The organism is Alkalibacter mobilis, from assembly GCF_015594845.1.
Lineage (GTDB): Bacteria > Bacillota > Clostridia > Eubacteriales > Alkalibacteraceae > Alkalibacter > Alkalibacter mobilis.
Window position 1 is genome coordinate 65,502 of record NZ_JADNRK010000005.1, and the last position, 17,685, is coordinate 83,186.

Here is a 17,685-nt window from a genome sequence, read left to right on the forward strand (position 1 = left end):
ATATATACACCGGCTTTAAAAATTCAAACGCTAAAATTTACTGTTTTAGCAATTATATTATTAATATTATCATTTTACTATATTTTTACCTTCACTTTTAGCCTTTAACAAAAAACTATCGGCACAATTTACCACATCCAAATAGCTTTTCTCTTCTGTATGCCCAACCGTACACAATCCAAAAGATGCGGTGACTTTGAAAGTTCTTCCTCCACTTTCAAATACTTCCCTTTCCATGGTGCTTCTTATCCGTTCGGCAACCTTCATGGCTTGTTCCCGGTTTGTTTCTACAAGACATATCAAGAATTCTTCTCCGCCGTATCTTGCCGCCCAGTCAAAATCACGTCTTATCGACTTTAGAATTATTTCTGAAAACTTTTTGATAACCTTGTCACCCGCCGGATGTCCGTACGTATCATTTATTTCCTTGAAATCATCTATGTCTGTCATTATTACAGTCAATTCCTTTTGGGCACCTCTTGCATTTTGTATTTCCACGGGAAGATTGGTTTCTATATATCTTCTGTTAAACAAGTCCGTCAAACCGTCTTTTACTACTATGCTTTGAAGGGTTTCTGCAATTGTCTTGATTTGTTCAGGACTTTTTTCATCCAACTGACCTTCAATGGCAAGTGAAGCCGTAATATTTTTGATCATTTCGATCACCAGTTTTCTGTCCTTGATTTTGATGGGAACAGATGTGACCAAGTATACCTGGGACTTGGTGTATTTGATTTTGACGAATGTATCCTCATTTTCATATGCTCTCATTGATACGCAATCATCGCACATCTTATTTTGACCCCAAAATTTATAACAGCTTACGTCCTCTTCTTCAACTTCATTTCCCACAGTATATATGACCTTGTTGGCTACAGGGTCTACAACACGGATCTTATCGTATAATTTTTCCAAAAAATCGTATCTTGCCATGATACTCGAAAATTCTTCAAATTTACTTTCATCTCTAGTATTTATTTTCATTTCTTCCTTTCTTCCGTAATCCTTGATCTGAATCCCATTCTGCATGAGGTTCCCCATGCATATAATAAAAAATCCATATGCCAAAAACAGACCCATGATAGAGTCTGCTTAGCTTTGCAAATTTATACTTCTCTGTACACCTTGTAAGTATGAACTATCTCGCTCATTTTTTCCTTTACATCCACATTCTTGTTTTTCATTGCCTCATCCAGTGAATTTAGATGTTCAAGGATTTTGCTGTAATCCGTAAAAATCGGCTTCCCAACAAAAATTTTGTCATGGACAGTATCGCTTATTCCTTCTTCATCAAGCAATAGCTCTTCATATAATTTTTCACCAGGTCGCAATCCGGTTACTTTTATGGCGATATCTATATCTGGTTCAAATCCGGAAAGTTTTATCAAATCTCTAGCCAAATCGACTATCTTTACAGGTTCGCCCATATCCAAAATAAATATTTCCCCGCCTTTTGCCATTGCTCCCGCTTGAAGCACCAGCTGGCTCGCCTCCGGGATGCTCATAAAGTATCTTATTATGTCCTCATGGGTAATGGTTACCGGTCCCCCTTGAGCTATTTGCTTTTTAAACAAGGGAATGACGCTACCATTGCTCCCCAGAACATTGCCGAACCTTACTGCTGCAAATTCGGTTTCACTGGTTCTGTCTATCGATTGAACGATCATCTCGCACAATCTTTTTGTAGCGCCCATTATGTTTGTCGGATTCACCGCCTTGTCGGTAGATATCAGTACAAACTTTGAAACCCCGTGTTTATTAGCCATCTGAGCCATATTCAGAGTCCCGAACACATTGTTCTTGATGGCCTCATTTGGATTTGCCTCCATAAGGGGAACGTGCTTGTGTGCTGCTGCGTGAAAAATTACATCAGGTTTATATTCACCTATTATTTCATCTATCCTGTCCCTGTCTCTTACAGAACCGATTATCACTTTCAAATTCAAATCTTCATAGCGACTTCTAAGTTCATGTTCAAGATCGTAAACGCTGTTTTCATAAATATCGAGTAAAATCAATTTTGATGGCTGGTATAAAACTATTTGTCTGCAAAGTTCCGATCCAATCGATCCTCCCGCTCCAGTTACCATTACAGTCTTGTACTTCAAAAATTCACGAATCTCATCCGTGTCCAACTTGATCTGTTCCCTACCCAATAGATCCTCAATTTGCACATCTCTAATTTGGCTGACTTTTACCTTGCCTCCGATTATCTCAAAGATTCCGGGAAGTATCTTCAATTTAACTTTTGTCTTTTTGCAAACTGCTACAATATTTTGGATCTGGGTTTTGCCGGCTGATGGAATTGCTATTACAATCTCATCAATTTGATATTTTTTAACCAACTTTGGAATATCTTGACTACCGCCAACCACGGGTATTCCATTTATTCTCAATCCTTTTTTTCTTATGTCATCATCAACGAAAGCCACTACTTTGCTGTTCAAATCCGTATGGTTGTTGATTTCTTTGGTAAGCATGGCTCCGGCGTCTCCTGCGCCAACTATCAATACTCTCTTTTTTGTTTTATAACTTTGATATTTCCTAAATTTTGCAGGTATTACCCTATACGCTATCCTTACTCCGCCAACTAGGAAGATATCGATTATTCCAGAGATCACATAGATGCTGCGTGGTAGATTTATGTTGAAAATATCAGCTGTAAAATATACGTATGCTACCACTGCTGCATTTGCGAAAGCTATGGTCAAGATTATTTGTACCAATTCTGTAATGCTGGCATATCGCCAAAGGCTGTGATACATCCTACCCAAAACAAAGACAAGTATTTCTATACCTACAAATATCCCGATGTTTTTTATTAGCATGTCCATGGAAATCTGGGGTATTATATAATCAAATCTCAAAGCCAAGGCTGCGAAAAAAGAAAAGCCCAAAAGTAATGTATCCATAATTATTAAAATCAATATTTTAAGTTGTCGAGGCATCATATCACTCCAATATATGGTAACCGGATCATATATCTGAACATCTCCGGAATCACAAATTTACTCACGTCTTTTAATCATACTATTGATAAAAAGATTTGTAAATATAAAACGAATTTCCTTCTAATTTTACTTTCTCAATTTTAGAAACAACACAGATATCAAGAGAACCATGAAGATCGATCCCATAATAATAAATATGATTTTTACCCCTTTGTCCACCGGGGCAATATTTTGTGTTTCTGATGTGCTTTCAATATAATTTAGGGATATGCGTTGTAATGTCCCTTCTTTTTCATCGTATGAATAGTAATTTTCCTCCCACTTTGAATTATACGCTTTGAGTAGATAAAACCCTTCACTATTGGGATATTTCAACGCCTGGATCTGGCTTTGGCCTATGGTCAAGGTGACATTTTCAAATTCGATCAGTTCAATGTCCATTGGCAGCAAATAATATTCGCCACCTGCTTTCACAGGATGAAAAGCAGAAAAGACGTCTGCCACATCATCATAAATATAGTATTCAAACCCCAGACCATCATCCATCAGATAAAGCAAATGCAAATCGCTCCCCGGATTTTCAGCTGCTTGAATATCCTCTCCCTTGTAGAGGTAATCTATTTTTCGAAAATTTTCCGGCATGGTCGACTCATCGATCTCCCGCCTTATATAAAAAGCTTTCCCGTCGATTTCAACAGGTATATATTCTTCCACCGGAATCGGATCTTCCACCGTCACTTCCTCTTGGGGATTTTCTTCCATAACTTCTTCAGAGATCTTGTTGATTTCCATATTGATGCCTGCTTTTGGATTCCCCAAAAGCTCACCTGTTTCAAGACCGATAAGTTCGCTGTCTGTCACTCTGAAGTTTGCCGTTCCTGATTTTTGTGCCTTGAAGGTTATTGTATAAACCGCATCATCAAATCCCCCCAAATTAAAATCCGAAATAATGCCTCTTCCACTGTCAACGGAAATTGCGTTCCCACTTCCCGATTGATAAGCCAACAGTGACTGATCGTATTCAAATCCTGCAGTAAGGCTACCCATTGATTCTCCAGCCTCAAATCTCAATTCTACATCCACATAATCCCCCACTTCCAAATATGCGGGATTAGAAGTTAATTTAATCGTGGCGTCAGCCGCCAGTACCGGTTCAAACTTCATTAAAAAAACAACCGTTATCAAGATAAATATTTTGCCGTATTTGATCATGATCTTCCACCTTTTATTGTCATGCAGGATCTCGGGCCGTGGCTTGACTACATTATTTCCAGCTAATCAAGTGGACTAAAATTTCCAAAACCTGTTATACTTAGTATAAGCTTTTCGAATAAATTTTTCATCAATAATTATGGGAAACAGGTGATAATATGGACAGCAGAAGAAAATTTGCTGTAATAATAATTACTTTCGTCGTAATAATAACCATAGGGATAATCGGATATATGAACCTGTTGCAGGTAAATTTTATCGACGCCCTGTATATGACTGCCATAACCATTTCAACCGTTGGGTATGGTGAAGTGGCTCAAATGACCACGGCTGCAAAACTGTTTTCAATAGGCATCATTTTTGCAGGTTTGAGCGTAGCCGGATATGGGGTGACAAGTTTGGTTGCTCTGTTCTTTGAAGGAGAATTGAAAGATGCTTGGAGGAAAAAACAAATGGAAAGTAAAATCAAATCATTAAGGGATCACTACATCGTCTGCGGCGCTGGTGAAATCGGTCATACTGTGATCAAAAGTTTTCAGGAAAGCAATGTCCCTTTTGTTGTGATCGAAAAAAACATCAAAAGAGCCGATGAACTGGAGAAGGAAGGCTACCTTACCATCCTTGGTGATGCTACCAACGAGGATACTCTTGAACAGGCGGGGATCGCTTATTCAAAAGGTCTGGTTTCGACACTTTCAAATGATGCCGACAATGTATTTACAGTACTTACGGCCAGGCAAATGAACGACAATGTATACATAGTTTCAAAAGCGATCGACAAAAATGCCCATAATAAACTTAAAAAGGCGGGAGCGGACAACACCATTTCAGCGAACGAAATAGGCGGCAGGCGTATGGCATCGTTGGTTTTAAGACCTTCTGTAATGTCTTTTCTGGATGTTATAACCCAAGCCGGAGATGTTACACTTGACCTGGAAGAAGTGACCATAGGTGAAGAATCAAATCTTATAGGCCAAAAACTTTTCGAAGCCAAGATACCGGAAAGTACCGGCCTGATAGTCCTGGCACTGAAGAGGAGTGGAAAAACAAAGCTCACATTCAACCCCAGTTCAAGCGAAACATTGGAAGTCGGAGATACCATGATCGTATTGGGCAAGGAAGAACAGGTGACCAAACTTCGACAGCTTGCCAAGCGATAAAAATATTTACAAAAGGCGGTATATCTTATGATATGATCCGCCTTTTTAAATTCACGCTTTATTCTTTTGTATCAACATGATCAATGCTGCCGCCAGTCCGGCTGATAAAAGCCCCAATCCGGCAAAGATGCCTGACAGAACAGGATTTCCAAAAATGGTTTCCATGGGGCCTAAAGGTTCGGGTTCTACTTCAACTTCCACCTCAACTTCCACAGTCCTGTCGCTGAATCTCTGCATGGTCCCTTCGATGGTATCGTATATGTAGAAACTTTTCTCGCCCTGGTCATTCATAGCATAAACCAGAGGAAATTCTGAATTTTCTCCACTTTCCATGGCCCATGAATCATATGTTTTATCGTCTATGGTCAAAACCGTTTGTTCCACGTATCCTTCCGGTACGACCACTGTGTCATCGGGTTTTAAAATAACATATGTCTTTTGGCTGGATAATTTCGTATAGGTATAAAACGACTGACTGGCTTTGTCATAAACGTAAAATTCTCCGTTCTTGCCGTCTTGGTCCGTAAAATAAGCAAGCTCGAGATCGATTTTTTCATTTTTGTTTGATGCCACGTCTATTTTATCTTCTTTATAATCAACTTCCACTTTTTCAAAACCATCGGGCAGTTTCACCTTGTCAAGTTCAGGCCATAGAAAGAATGTCTTGCCGTCGACGCTGACTTCAATAGCCTTTTCCATTGGATCCGGCTCTGGTTCTTTCTCCACAACCGGAGCAGTAGGTTTTGGTGTGGATGTTGTCGGTTTAGGCTTGGGTGTAGGTGTTGTTGGGGCTGTTGGTGCTTTAACGGTTATTGTTGTGCTTGTGCTTGCCGAAGATAAAGGATTCATCTCAAAATCCAAAATATCCGAACCTGAAATGCTTACTTTATGACTACCTGCTTTTAAAGTTTTAAATTCCATGGTAGCTGTTAGTGAAGTGGCTCCCTCTGATCCAGCAACTATAGCGATTTTCCCATTTGATGTGTTATTCCCTTTTACATATTGCAAGGAACTAGAATCATATGAAAACGTTCCAGAAGCTGCGCCAATATTTGTGTCTTTAAATGTTACTGTTACAGTGACTGTCTTTCCAACATCAGTTGAAGAAGGGCTTGCTGATGCTGAAGCCGATGCTGCTAAAGCCTGTGATGGCGTTAAACTTAAAAACAAAACCATCATTAAAAGATATACCATTGTTTTTTTGATTTTAAAGTTCATAAATTACTCCTCATGTTGTATGAATTATTGTGCTATCTTTGAAACATCGAGCAAGTGTCTTTGAATTCTTAATAAGTCTGCTATTGTCACTGCATTATCCTTTGATACATCTGCAGCAGAAGAATAAACACCTGGCAGTTTACTCACATCCAAAAGATGCCTTTGAACTTTAAGCAAATCTGCGATTGTTATAGCTCCATCTCCATTTGTGTCCCCATAAATAACTACAGTATAACTTTTGGTTATTTTTCCGGTTGGATCCTTGATGTGCACCACGTCCCCAGTACCTACGGCTCCTGATATTTTGGCTTTATTTGCTGCCGTAACAAGGGATGCGGTTCCGTTGGTTACCTTCAGCCCGCTCATAAAAACGCTGACTTCCGTTTTTTCACTCACTCCGGTTATGCTGTTTGCCTGTATTTTAAGAGTAGTGGATGCTACTGTTGGCACAGGTGTTGTAGAAGGTGCGGTTCCTCTGTTAGGCAACTCCGGAACAGATGTCTCAAATGTAGTGAGTTTTGTACCAACATAGTAAAATGACAGAATTTCCTGATACGTCTTTCCCTCTACAGCCATTTGCTGGGCCCCTCTTTGGCTCATACCTATCCCGTGACCAAATCTGGCATTGGTTACTTCAAATCCTTCAATGCCATCTCTAGAAGCAGCTCTAACACCTCTCATGCGGAGGTTCGCATTTAGGTAATGGTGAGAATATACGTATTTATCATCGTCGTTCTTGTTCATTAAATCGATGGTTACATCTTTGACTGTAACAGGATCACTTAAAGATTTATCGGGCTTCTCGTATTGTAGGATCAGTTCAGCCTTTGCCGTAACAAAGCTTCTGCTTCCTTCATTGGACCATCTTGGTTGTCCATTTACCAGACTTGTTATGGTAATTATTTTGATTTGAGTGGCTGCCGTGACATCGTAGCTGCCTTTCATATTTTCATACGCACGGGTTTGAAGATCCTTAAGTACCGGATCGCTGTATATGAAGTGACCATTCAAGACTTTTTCAGAATAATTGTTGCTCACATATCCCTCAACCAAGCCTCCGTCTTTAGGGTATTTGATTTTATGCCAACCAGTCTGCTCATCAGTAGACACCCATTCAAAAATTTCATCTGGACCGGCCTTGCCAATTATTTCATAATCTGTGGTCGGTCCACTTCTAACATTTAAGTTGGACGTCTCGGTAGTTATCCTTACTATATACTCAGAAACCTCATCGCTGACCAACGCCTTATAATCAGATTCTTCCACCGCCTTTGGCACAAAAAATTCCTCAGTCCAGCTACTCGTATTTTTTACATCGTAGGGATCGTCCTTTTGAACGATATACGGGTAACTTGCATCACTTGCTCCCCAAACGTTAGAGATCCACTCGGTCTGACCCCCATTGGAAGCTGCATAATAGGTTTGGGCTATGGACCCACCATAAGTGACAACCTGACCTTTTGTTCCGTCTACTGCTCCTATTACGTTCGTATAGTTAGATTTGAACCCAACATAAGCTTGTTCATTCGATCTATCTCCAATGTCAAAGTCTTTCGAAGTCGAGGCTTGGATTTTTCTTATGGCATATCCTCTCGCGCAAACTGCTTGCGCTTTTAAAGCCTCAATATACTTTTCAGCCCAATTTCCCATTTCAGCAGAAACAACACCGTAGAGATATTGTTCCAGAGGAATATGATTTGTTATCAAAATATTACCCGAGGATATATGAAATCTCATATTCCCCAAATAATCTAGATAATCATTTACAGACACGTAGTGATCTTTATAAACAGTATTTTTTATTGATAGTGTACTAACTGTGGAACTACTGTATTTTAGCCTCACAAAAGTGGCATCTGGCCCTATGACCTGGTCGATTCCCTGACCCTTTAACCTTAGGTTGGCATTGTCAGGTTCTACCGCCACTGTATAGTCTCCCTGGGGCAGGACCAGTTCCGGCGCTGTAGAGAGCATATAATCTCCGTTGAGTTTGATGGAAGCTGTTTTTATATTTGCCGGATCCATGGTGATCCTGACTCTTATGGTTTTGTAATCATCGGCTGCAAAAGTTGTAGGCAAAAGATTGAAAATAAAAATAATAATGACCGTGAACACTGCAAACTTCCTGGAAGATTTCATTTTATACAAACCTTTCTATAAAAAAGAGATAAGTTCTTGATATTGATCCAACTAATTTAAATAATATAAGATAGAAGCCTTAAAGTCAATGAAACCAAGGCTTAAAGCCACAAAAAAACCCGATTTGGACACCGGGTTTTTCTGTAATTTTCAAATTATTACAGTTAATACATTTATACACATTTAAATCCATAAATAATTCAGAGCAAGATAAACAAAATAGATTCCCATCAGGAAAAGTCCTTCTTTTTTTGTAATGGTGTCGCCCTTCTTCATGGTAAAAAATCTAAAGGCCAGCAAGATAATGATCATGGTCGGGATCTGAAGCTTGTAGTAATTTGTAGGAACGTTGAGCCCACCGGCAGTTACTGCAGCGGCACTTCCTACAACAAACAAAACATTCAATATGTCGGCACCGACAATGTTTCCTACCGCCAATTCTCCGTGACCTTTTCTTACAGCATTCACTGCAGTTATCAACTCCGGCAGACTGGTGCCAAATGCTATCAGCGTGGCTGCTATGACACTTTGAGGTATTCCTACCCGGATAGCAGTGATCTCTACCGATTGAATAAGTATCTTGGATGAGACAATTACCAGTGTAATAGCTGCAAAAATCTTTACGATCTGAAGGACTATATTACCATTGCCATTACCATTGTCATCACTTGAATCCTCATCGGTTTCAATAAAATCTGTGATCCTCGACCATTTGATAGAGACATAAACGTATATTGCCAGCAAAATCAAAAATATGATACCAGCTATTCTGCTTATGTTACCCCCAGGACCGGGAGATAAAAAAGGCAACGATACTACCGCCAAGAGCAGACCTGCCGCAACTTGAATTTTTCCCTGACGTTCCACTACCAGCTGGTCTACCGGCAAGGTTCCTATGATCGCCGCCAAGCCTATTATAAGTCCCGTATCCGCTATTATGGATCCTATGGCATTTCCCAAAGCCATATCCGCATTTCCTTCTATTGCAGCCAACACCGAAACGCTTACTTCCGGCAATGTTGTTCCCAAGGATACGATAGTGGCACCGATGATCATCTTGGGCACTCCCCATCTGATGGACAAATCGACTGCTTGATCTACCAGTACATCCGCTCCTTTGCTCAAGGTAACCAAAGACACTCCGATAATCAACACCAACACAAGGGTGGGTAATACCGTCAAATAACTAAATAACAATTCTTCCATGTTTTCCTCCCAAATTTAAGTTTGATAATTACAAATAAAAAAACCCTGCAGCAACAAGAACGTACAAAAGTACGCCTTTATTGGTGCAGAGTCTCGCCTGACAATTGCCATTAAAGCCGGAAACCTTTCAAGTTTCGTATTGACGACTTTAATCCCTTACGGTTAGCTACTCCCTCTAACTGCTTTATTTTAAATCAATTATATATTTCTGTCAATTTTTATTTGCTTTAAGATTTTTGTTTTCATTCTCAGCAGTTTCAAGACTCTTCATGGCCAATATAAACCAAATTACAGTTACAATGAAAGATACCAAATCGGCAAATGGCGTTGAGTACAAGATACCATCCATCCTCCAAAATATCGGAAAAATCAAAAGTGCTGGTATCAATAGGATCACCTGTCTGGTCAAGGTTAGAAACATGGCAATTTTTGCTTTCCCAATGGCTTGGAAATAGCTGGATCCTATTATCTGAATACCGATCAACGGCATAAACAAAAACCAATAGTTGAGAGCCTTGACTCCGAATTCCAAAAGCTGCGGATCCTGATTAAAAAATCCGATAAGTTGCTCAGGAAAGAGCCTTGTTATAATGAAGCTGAAGGTAGATATGGCCGTTGCTGCAGTTACCCCCAAATTTGCTGCTTTTTTTACCCTAAGGTACTTTTTGGCTCCATAATTAAAGCCGACTATGGGCTGTAATCCCTGTCTTAGTCCAATTATGGGAAGTAACAACAACATTTTTAAACTGTTTATTATGCCCATTGCCGAAACCGCTATATCCCCGCCGTAAAGCAATAATCCCTTGTTGAGTATAACATTCAGAAAGCTGTTGGCAAACTGCAGTGAAGCTGCGGGTATCCCCAGAACGATTATGTGCCTTACCAGTTTCGGATCAGGCTTCAGATTTTCACGTTTTATTTTGACATTGCTTCTTTTGCCCAAGAAGTACGCCATAACCCATGCAAATGCCATCGCTTGAGCGATGATTGTTGCAAGAGCGGCTCCCGCCATGCCCAACTTGAATCCATAAATAAAGATTGGATCCAGGATTATGTTGACTCCTGCTCCAAAAAACATGGTTATCATGGCAACTTTGGGATTTCCGTCCGCTCTAATGAAATTATTCATTCCCATGCTTCCCGTTTGAAATACCGATCCTATAAAAATTATGCGCATATACTCAACCGCATATGGCAGTACAGTTTCGCTTGCTCCAAAAGCCAGCAATATCGGTCTTAAAAAAATCTGTCCCGTTGTAACCAGCACCAGCCCCGTCAAAACTAACATAGCCAGAGAATTTCCTAGAGCTTTTTCAGCAACCGCTCTGTTACCTTCTCCCATTTTCAGAGAAAAGAGAGTAGCTCCGCCCATTCCATACAGAATTCCCATAGACATCAAAATTATCATAATAGGAAATGCAATTGTGATTCCCGCCAATCCATTGGCTCCCAGATCAGGTGCATTTCCTATAAAAATCCTGTCAACTACATTATATAGTGAATTGACTATCATCCCAACCATTGCAGGAACAGAAAATTTTATCAGCAATTTATGTATTTTTTCCACACCCAGTTGATTTTCCTGATTCATCTCTTGTCCTCCGTCTTATTTCTTATATTTCTCTTTTCTACTTTATTGACCATCTCTTCCAGTATTTGTGTCATTTCCTCGATAGACTCACCGCTCATTCCTTCAGTAAGAAGATCGCTCCACCCCGTAATTTTTTTCTTCATTGCCAACTCGATTTCATTTGCCTTTTCCGTTAAAAAAACGTGGTTTACCCTTTTGTCGGAATCGGCCTTCTCGCGAGTTACATATCCCTTTTCTTCCAAAGATTTCACTGCTCTGGCCGTTGCGGCTTTGTCAATGTTCAGATAACATGACATCTCTTCCTGACTCGCTCCGTCTCGACTAAATAAATACAGCAAAAATGGATACTCTGCCGAACTAATGTTTAAATCTTTTAGTGTATTATTATAATATATCTGGCTTTGCCTATGTAAAATGGCCATGAGCCTACCAATGCTTTTTCTCATTCACATACCTCAATTGATTGACATATCAACTATTTTAAAGCAATAAAGTTGATATGTCAACTATCTGTGAAGAAAGTCACATTACATTTTTGATTTTTTAAATTCTTTGGAATATAATGTAGAGATGAATGGAATCATAGAAAAAAAAATGGCGCGCCCGAGATGAATCGAACATCCGACACATGGTTTAGGAAACCATTGCTCTATCCCCTGAGCTACGGGCGCGTGACAATTATTATATTAACACAACAGAAGGATCTCTTGCAAGAAAAATACTAATTGAATTATAGACCATAGGAGGCAAATAAAATGAAAAAAATTGTACTCGTAATGATAATCATTTCGCTACTAATCACAGTTTCGTGTTCCACCAGAAATTCCGAAACGGATAATACCAATAAAACGCCATACCCAATAATTGAAAAAATCGGTTTCAGCTCGGATACGGAAGTAAAAAAAGGAAATTACGTTGCTCCCGGGGAGACCTTTACCATTCGAGCATTGATCGTATTAAAGGAGAAAGACGGAAGCATCTCCACAGTTGAAGATGATGACATCTCCATCGAGATAATAAACTCTGCAGACTATTTATCCTTAAAAGAAAACATAATAACAGTAAAAGAAGACGTAACAAGCGGCGTAATTATATCTCTGAAGGCGACCTACGAATCTCACTCGGAAACCTTGTCTTATTTTATCAAAAAAAATCCTGACAACCATATCGACTCAGATGGGATAGTTACGGATTATGAACAAACCGACTGCCTTGTCAACAAGGAAAGATCTTTGCCACAGGATTATGTACCAGATGATCTGGTCCACATCGAAGTGCCTTCTGTCCTTACGAATTTGGAAGTCAACCAATTGAGAAAATCTGCTTCAGATGCTCTGACGGATTTGTTCGAAGAAGCCCGCACCGCAGGATACACATTAAAAGCCCGCTCAGGTTATAGATCCTATTCAACTCAAAAATCACTTTTTAACAACAGTGTGGCAAGGAACGGATTGGAACATGCTAAAAAATATTCCGCACCTCCAGGGCACAGCGAACATCAAACAGGGCTTGCGATGGACATAACCTCTGAATCTGTAAACAACCAGCTTTACGATTCCTTTGGAGCTACTCCCGAGGGCATTTGGGTAGCGGAAAACGCCCACTTATTCGGGTTTATAATCCGCTATCCCGAGGGAAAGGAAGATATTACCGGATATGAATATGAACCTTGGCACCTCAGATATCTTGGCATTGAACTGGCTACCGATATCTACAAAACCGGTCTGACCATGGAGGAATATTTCCGGGAAAACCCGTCGATTCAATAATATAGTTTTTTTTGTTGTACTTTTGTTATTTTTAAGTCATTTTTTATTGCACTACAGTATTTTCTTATGATAATATGTTTACACAGCAAAGACAAGTGTCTTTAAAATGAAGTCTCAATTAATAATCCAATACAAAAGGAGAGTTGCAATGAACAGCAAAGAGTATGTCCAGTCAGTTTACAAAATGGTGGAAAAGCGTAACCCCAACGAAAGTGAATTTTTGGATGCAGTTAAAGAGGTAGTCACTTCTTTGGAACCGGTTTTTGAAAGACATCCGGAATTTATGGAAGCAGGATTGCTTGAAAGAATTACAGAGCCCGAAAGAGTTATTTCCTTCAGAGTACCCTGGGTGGACGATCAAGGAAAAGTTCAAGTCAACAGGGGATTCAGAGTTCAGTTTAATTCGGCTATAGGACCTTATAAAGGAGGACTTAGATTTCATCCTTCTGTAAACCAAAGTATCATTAAATTTTTAGGATTTGAACAGACTTATAAAAATTCATTGACAGGACTTCCCATCGGCGGTGGAAAAGGTGGTTCTGATTTCGATCCAAAGGGAAAATCAGACAACGAAGTAATGAGATTCTGCCAGGCATTTATGGCTGAATTACAAAAATACATCGGTTCAGATCTTGATATACCAGCCGGAGACATCGGTGTAGGCGGCAGGGAGATCGGATACATGTACGGGTATTACAATAAAATTAGAAATACACGTGCTCAAGGAGTATTGACAGGCAAAGGCCTTACCTATGGCGGAAGCCTTGTAAGGACTGAAGCTACCGGCTACGGTTTGGTTTACTTTACTGAAGAAATGCTCAAAGATGCAGGAAGAAGCTTCAAAAACAGAAGAGTTGTAGTTTCAGGATCCGGAAACGTCGCCATATTTGCAATCCAGAAAGTCCAAGAGTTGGGTGGATTGGTTATTTCCTGTTCAGACTCGAACGGATACATTGTTGACGAAAACGGAATCAATCTTGACCTTGTTAAAGAAATCAAATTGGTAAAAAGAGGCCGAATCAAAGAGTATGTAGACCACGTGCCCACTGCCCAATATTTTGAAGGTTACACCGGAATTTGGACAATTCCATGCGATATTGCGCTTCCATGTGCCACTCAAGGCGAGCTGGATGCAGAAGCTGCACGCACACTTGTTAAAAATGGCGTAATAGCAGTTGCTGAAGGCGCAAACATGCCTTCTACCTTGGAAGCTATAGATGTATTCCTGGAAAACAAGGTTCCATTTGGACCTGGTAAAGCAGCCAATGCAGGCGGAGTAGCTTGTTCAGCTTTGGAAATGAGTCAAAACAGCATGCGTTATTCATGGACTTTTGAGGAAGTCGATGCCAAGTTAAAACAAATCATGCAAGACATCTACACAAGTTCCAAAGAAGCATCAGAAGAATTCGGATTTGGTTACAACCTTGTTGCCGGTTCAAACATCGCCGGTTTCATGAAGGTAGCCACCACAATGATGGCACACGGAATAGTTTAATAAAATCAAGCCCTGTCTTTCGACAGGGCTTTTAATATACTAAATATCACTTCAAGAAAGTGTCTTCCAGTTTGAGTTCTTGACCTTTTTCCAGGATAATGAAATCCTTGTCATCCCAAGGTCCCTTAACGAATTTTTCCATATAACTCATGGTTCCCGGCACTTCTTCAATGGGAAGTTCCATCAGTTCAGATTGTTCCCTGGCTCCATCGTGAAGCTCCGCCATATCAAAAGTTCCAGTGTCGATCAAACCGATCCGTCTGTAATTTCGATAGGTCATTCTGAATATCCTCATAGCCCTTTCTTTACCGTATCTGGCTTCAAGAGCATCCAAATCCCCCATCATTGTCTTTTCAACCTCATTATAACTGTCGATCCAACCTTTCGACAAATAGTAAGTAGGTTTTTCTCTTGAAATCTCGCGTCTTTTTTCAAGAGACCCCAACAACATGGTAATGCAGTCATCGACCCTGGGCACTATAACCCTGCCAAGCCCGGCCTTTAACCCCACCACAGCATTTCCGCAAAAGCCCATTATCACAAGAATATTTTCCACGTTTGAGACCCTGTCTATAACTTCCTGCATAGCAAAATTAAGCTTTTGAGGATCGTTGTGCAAACCCGATTCCAAATATATAACAGGATAATCACAATTTAGTTTTTTCAATGTTTGATCCAATTCAGCCCTGATGGTATTACATGATAAAATAAGATTTTTCAATCGAATGTCACCCCTAAAGTCTTTTTATCAATTATACTCCTCTTTTACAGCTTTGAAAATGGATATGCACATTAAAACAACTATCAACAAAAACGGCAATGCCATAATAATAGAAATACTCTGCATGGCACTTAGTCCTCCGCTTATCAAAAGCACAATGGCTATCATTGATTGAACTACGCCCCAAAGGATCTTCACGCTGTTCTTAGGGTTCAGATCCCCTTTGCTGGAAAACATGGACAGTACAAAAGTCGCTGAATCCGCAGATGTTATAAAAAATGTTGTTATCAAAAATATGGCTGCAAAACTTATTATGCTCCCAAATGGAATGTGCGACAAGGTGGCAAACAGTCCCGTGCTGATATCCGTTAAAACAGCTTCAGAAATATTCAACCCTTCAACTATTTCAAAATTCAATGCAGTTCCTCCAAGGACCGAAAACCAAATAAAGCAGAATATGGCAGGAAGTACTAAAACTCCCAAAACAAACTCCTTGATGGTTCTGCCTCTTGAAATCCTGGCAATGAATGTTCCCACAAACGGTGACCATGATATCCACCATGCCCAGTAAAATATGGTCCAGGCACTGATCCATGGATCCTTTTGAATAGGAGTTATCCTAAGGCTCATTTCAAGGATATTCTGCACGTATCCTCCCAGAGACTGTGTGAAGATCTCAAAAATAAACGACGTGGGTCCCAAAAGCAATACCAAAACCATTATTGCAGTGGCCAGCGCAATATTCGCATTGCTCAAAGTTTTGATTCCTTTGTCAATACCGCTTGTTGCCGATAAAACAAACAAAAGTGTGATGGCAACTATAATGATGATTTGCGTAACGTAACCCACAGGCACTCCAAAGAGATATGATAATCCTCCATTTACCTGCAGTGCTCCCAGACCCAATGAAGTGGCAACACCAAAAATAGTAACCAGTATCGCCATTATATCTACAAAACTGCCAAAAGCTCCTTTGCTTTTTTCTCCCAGCAAGGGATACAACGTTGAGCTGATCAGACAAGCTTTTTTCTTTCTAAAAGTTACATATGCCAATGCCAGACCGACAACTGCATACATTGCCCAGGGATGAAATCCCCAGTGAAAAAATGAAAATCTCATGGCCATGACAGCTGATTCAGCTGATTCAGGCGTTATTCCCAAAGGTGGTTGCAAATAATGATACATTGGCTCCGCAACTCCCCAAAACACCAAACCAATCCCCATACCGGCGCTAAAAAGCATGCTAAACCATGCAAAATTTGAATACTCGGGTTTTTCCGAGTCTTCTCCCAAACGGATCTTTCCGAATTTGCTGAAGGCGATAAAAAGCGAAAACAACAGTATTCCCAATGCGGTCACCAGATAAACCCAACCAAATTGATCCACAATTCCTCCCAAAACCAAAGAGGCTGTACTTCCCAGGGTAGTCGGTGATATAAAACCCCAGACTACAAATCCCAATGCAATTGCCATGGATATATAAAATACCATATTCGACTCTCCTTCAAAGAGAATTTAAATCGTCAAAAACCCCTCGGCGAGGTCTTTGACGATTTATTAATGTTATTTTTCCTGTTAACCTAGAAGTTCCCTGCAAAGATCTACTGCTTCGTCAGCAGTTTCGGCCCATCCGTCTGCCTTGATTTCTTCAGACCATTTCTTGCTTGTAGGTCCTCCGCCGATTATTACCTTGTATTTGTCCCTGATACCTTTTTCCTCAAGATATTCGATCAATTCACCTTGTGATCTCATCGTAGTTGTAAGCAATGAACTTGCTCCCAATACGGTAGCTCCTACTTCATCAGCCTTCTTGATAAAATCTTCAGCCTTTTGATCTATACCTATATCATATACTTTAAATCCTGCCGCTGTCAAAAGAGCTCCTACGATATTTTTACCAATGTCGTGAATGTCTCCCTCTACTGTTCCAAGAACGATCTTTCCCTTGTCCTCATGCTCTTCTCCGCCAGTTCTTGCAAGTTCTGCTTCCAAAAGGCTCATTCCTGATTTCATGGCATCTGCAGCCATCATTACGTCAGGTAAAAATGCCTCTCCCGCTTTCCAGCTTGCTCCAACTTCTTCTATCCCGCTGATGTATCCTTTTTCTATAGCTTCCACCAAGTCCAATTTCTCTTCTATGACTCTCTCTGCCAATTCTATTGCCAGATCCTCGTCTCCATCTATTACAGCTTCTCTTATTTCATCAAATATTGCACTCATTGC

14 protein-coding genes and 1 tRNA gene are annotated in these 17,685 nt (G+C 40.1%); 3 read left to right on the top strand and 12 right to left on the bottom strand.

The features are described from left to right. Positions 1-69: 69 nt before the first annotated feature. The 3 genes from IWB18_RS04370 to IWB18_RS04380 form a co-directional block, all read right to left on the bottom strand. On the bottom strand, positions 70-1,029 hold the full coding sequence (locus IWB18_RS04370; protein ID WP_195682390.1) for a GGDEF domain-containing protein: 960 nt from the start codon (positions 1,027-1,029) through the stop codon (positions 70-72). Between the two features lie 77 nt (positions 1,030-1,106). Further along, positions 1,107-2,948 carry a polysaccharide biosynthesis protein gene (locus tag IWB18_RS04375; protein ID WP_195682391.1) on the bottom strand — a complete coding sequence of 614 codons (1,842 nt, stop codon included), beginning with the start codon at positions 2,946-2,948 and terminating at the stop codon, positions 1,107-1,109. Positions 2,949-3,077: 129 nt separating this feature from the next. Beyond that, on the bottom strand, positions 3,078-4,163 hold the full coding sequence (locus IWB18_RS04380) for a hypothetical protein (protein WP_195682392.1): 1,086 nt from the start codon (positions 4,161-4,163) through the stop codon (positions 3,078-3,080). Between the two features lie 158 nt (positions 4,164-4,321). Here IWB18_RS04380 and IWB18_RS04385 point away from each other — a divergent pair, with 158 nt between their 5' ends. Continuing rightward, complete coding sequence (locus tag IWB18_RS04385) at positions 4,322-5,323, top strand: potassium channel family protein (protein WP_195682393.1); 1,002 nt, start codon at positions 4,322-4,324, stop codon at positions 5,321-5,323. A 51-nt stretch (positions 5,324-5,374) separates the two neighbouring features. Here IWB18_RS04385 and IWB18_RS04390 read toward each other — a convergent pair whose 3' ends face one another. The 6 genes from IWB18_RS04390 to IWB18_RS04415 all read right to left on the bottom strand — a co-directional run bounded on the left by IWB18_RS04390 (position 5,375) and on the right by IWB18_RS04415 (position 12,148). Beyond that, entirely contained in the window at positions 5,375-6,541 is a 1,167-nt protein-coding gene (locus IWB18_RS04390) for a cohesin domain-containing protein (RefSeq protein WP_195682394.1), read from the bottom strand. A gap of 24 nt (positions 6,542-6,565) precedes the next feature. Next, positions 6,566-8,680: a SpoIID/LytB domain-containing protein gene (locus tag IWB18_RS04395; RefSeq protein WP_195682395.1), complete on the bottom strand. Its 2,115-nt coding sequence runs from the start codon at positions 8,678-8,680 to the stop codon at positions 6,566-6,568. Positions 8,681-8,863: 183 nt separating this feature from the next. Then, complete coding sequence (locus IWB18_RS04400) at positions 8,864-9,886, bottom strand: calcium/sodium antiporter (protein ID WP_195682396.1); 1,023 nt, start codon at positions 9,884-9,886, stop codon at positions 8,864-8,866. Between the two features lie 211 nt (positions 9,887-10,097). Continuing rightward, a complete protein-coding gene (locus IWB18_RS04405; protein ID WP_195682397.1) occupies positions 10,098-11,477 on the bottom strand; it encodes an MATE family efflux transporter in 1,380 nt (459 codons plus the stop codon). After that, the gene (locus IWB18_RS04410; RefSeq protein WP_195682398.1) at positions 11,474-11,923 is read right to left on the bottom strand and encodes a MarR family winged helix-turn-helix transcriptional regulator; all 450 of its coding nucleotides are present in this window, start codon (positions 11,921-11,923) and stop codon (positions 11,474-11,476) included. Before IWB18_RS04410 ends, IWB18_RS04405 begins: the two co-directional genes overlap by 4 nt. 149 nt (positions 11,924-12,072) lie before the next feature. Continuing rightward, positions 12,073-12,148, bottom strand: a tRNA-Arg gene (locus tag IWB18_RS04415). A gap of 84 nt (positions 12,149-12,232) precedes the next feature. Between IWB18_RS04415 and IWB18_RS04420 the strand changes: the two genes are divergently transcribed. Together IWB18_RS04420 and gdhA are read left to right on the top strand one after the other, a co-directional pair. Beyond that, positions 12,233-13,246, top strand: coding sequence for a M15 family metallopeptidase (locus IWB18_RS04420; RefSeq protein WP_207740747.1), 1,014 nt, complete (start codon positions 12,233-12,235; stop codon positions 13,244-13,246). 148 nt (positions 13,247-13,394) lie between these two features. After that, complete coding sequence (gene gdhA, locus IWB18_RS04425; RefSeq protein ID WP_195682399.1) at positions 13,395-14,741, top strand: NADP-specific glutamate dehydrogenase; 1,347 nt, start codon at positions 13,395-13,397, stop codon at positions 14,739-14,741. Positions 14,742-14,787: 46 nt separating this feature from the next. Here gdhA and IWB18_RS04430 read toward each other — a convergent pair whose 3' ends face one another. The 3 genes from IWB18_RS04430 to mtgC all read right to left on the bottom strand — a co-directional run bounded on the left by IWB18_RS04430 (position 14,788) and on the right by mtgC (position 17,682). After that, positions 14,788-15,462, bottom strand: a complete 675-nt coding sequence (locus IWB18_RS04430) for a DUF1638 domain-containing protein (RefSeq protein WP_195682400.1) — start codon at positions 15,460-15,462, stop codon at positions 14,788-14,790. Between the two features lie 27 nt (positions 15,463-15,489). Beyond that, a complete protein-coding gene (locus IWB18_RS04435) occupies positions 15,490-16,953 on the bottom strand; it encodes a glycine betaine uptake BCCT transporter (RefSeq protein WP_195682401.1) in 1,464 nt (487 codons plus the stop codon). A gap of 84 nt (positions 16,954-17,037) precedes the next feature. Further along, positions 17,038-17,682, bottom strand: coding sequence for a glycine betaine-specific corrinoid protein MtgC (mtgC, locus tag IWB18_RS04440; protein ID WP_195682402.1), 645 nt, complete (start codon positions 17,680-17,682; stop codon positions 17,038-17,040). Between the last annotated feature and the right edge of the window lie 3 nt (positions 17,683-17,685).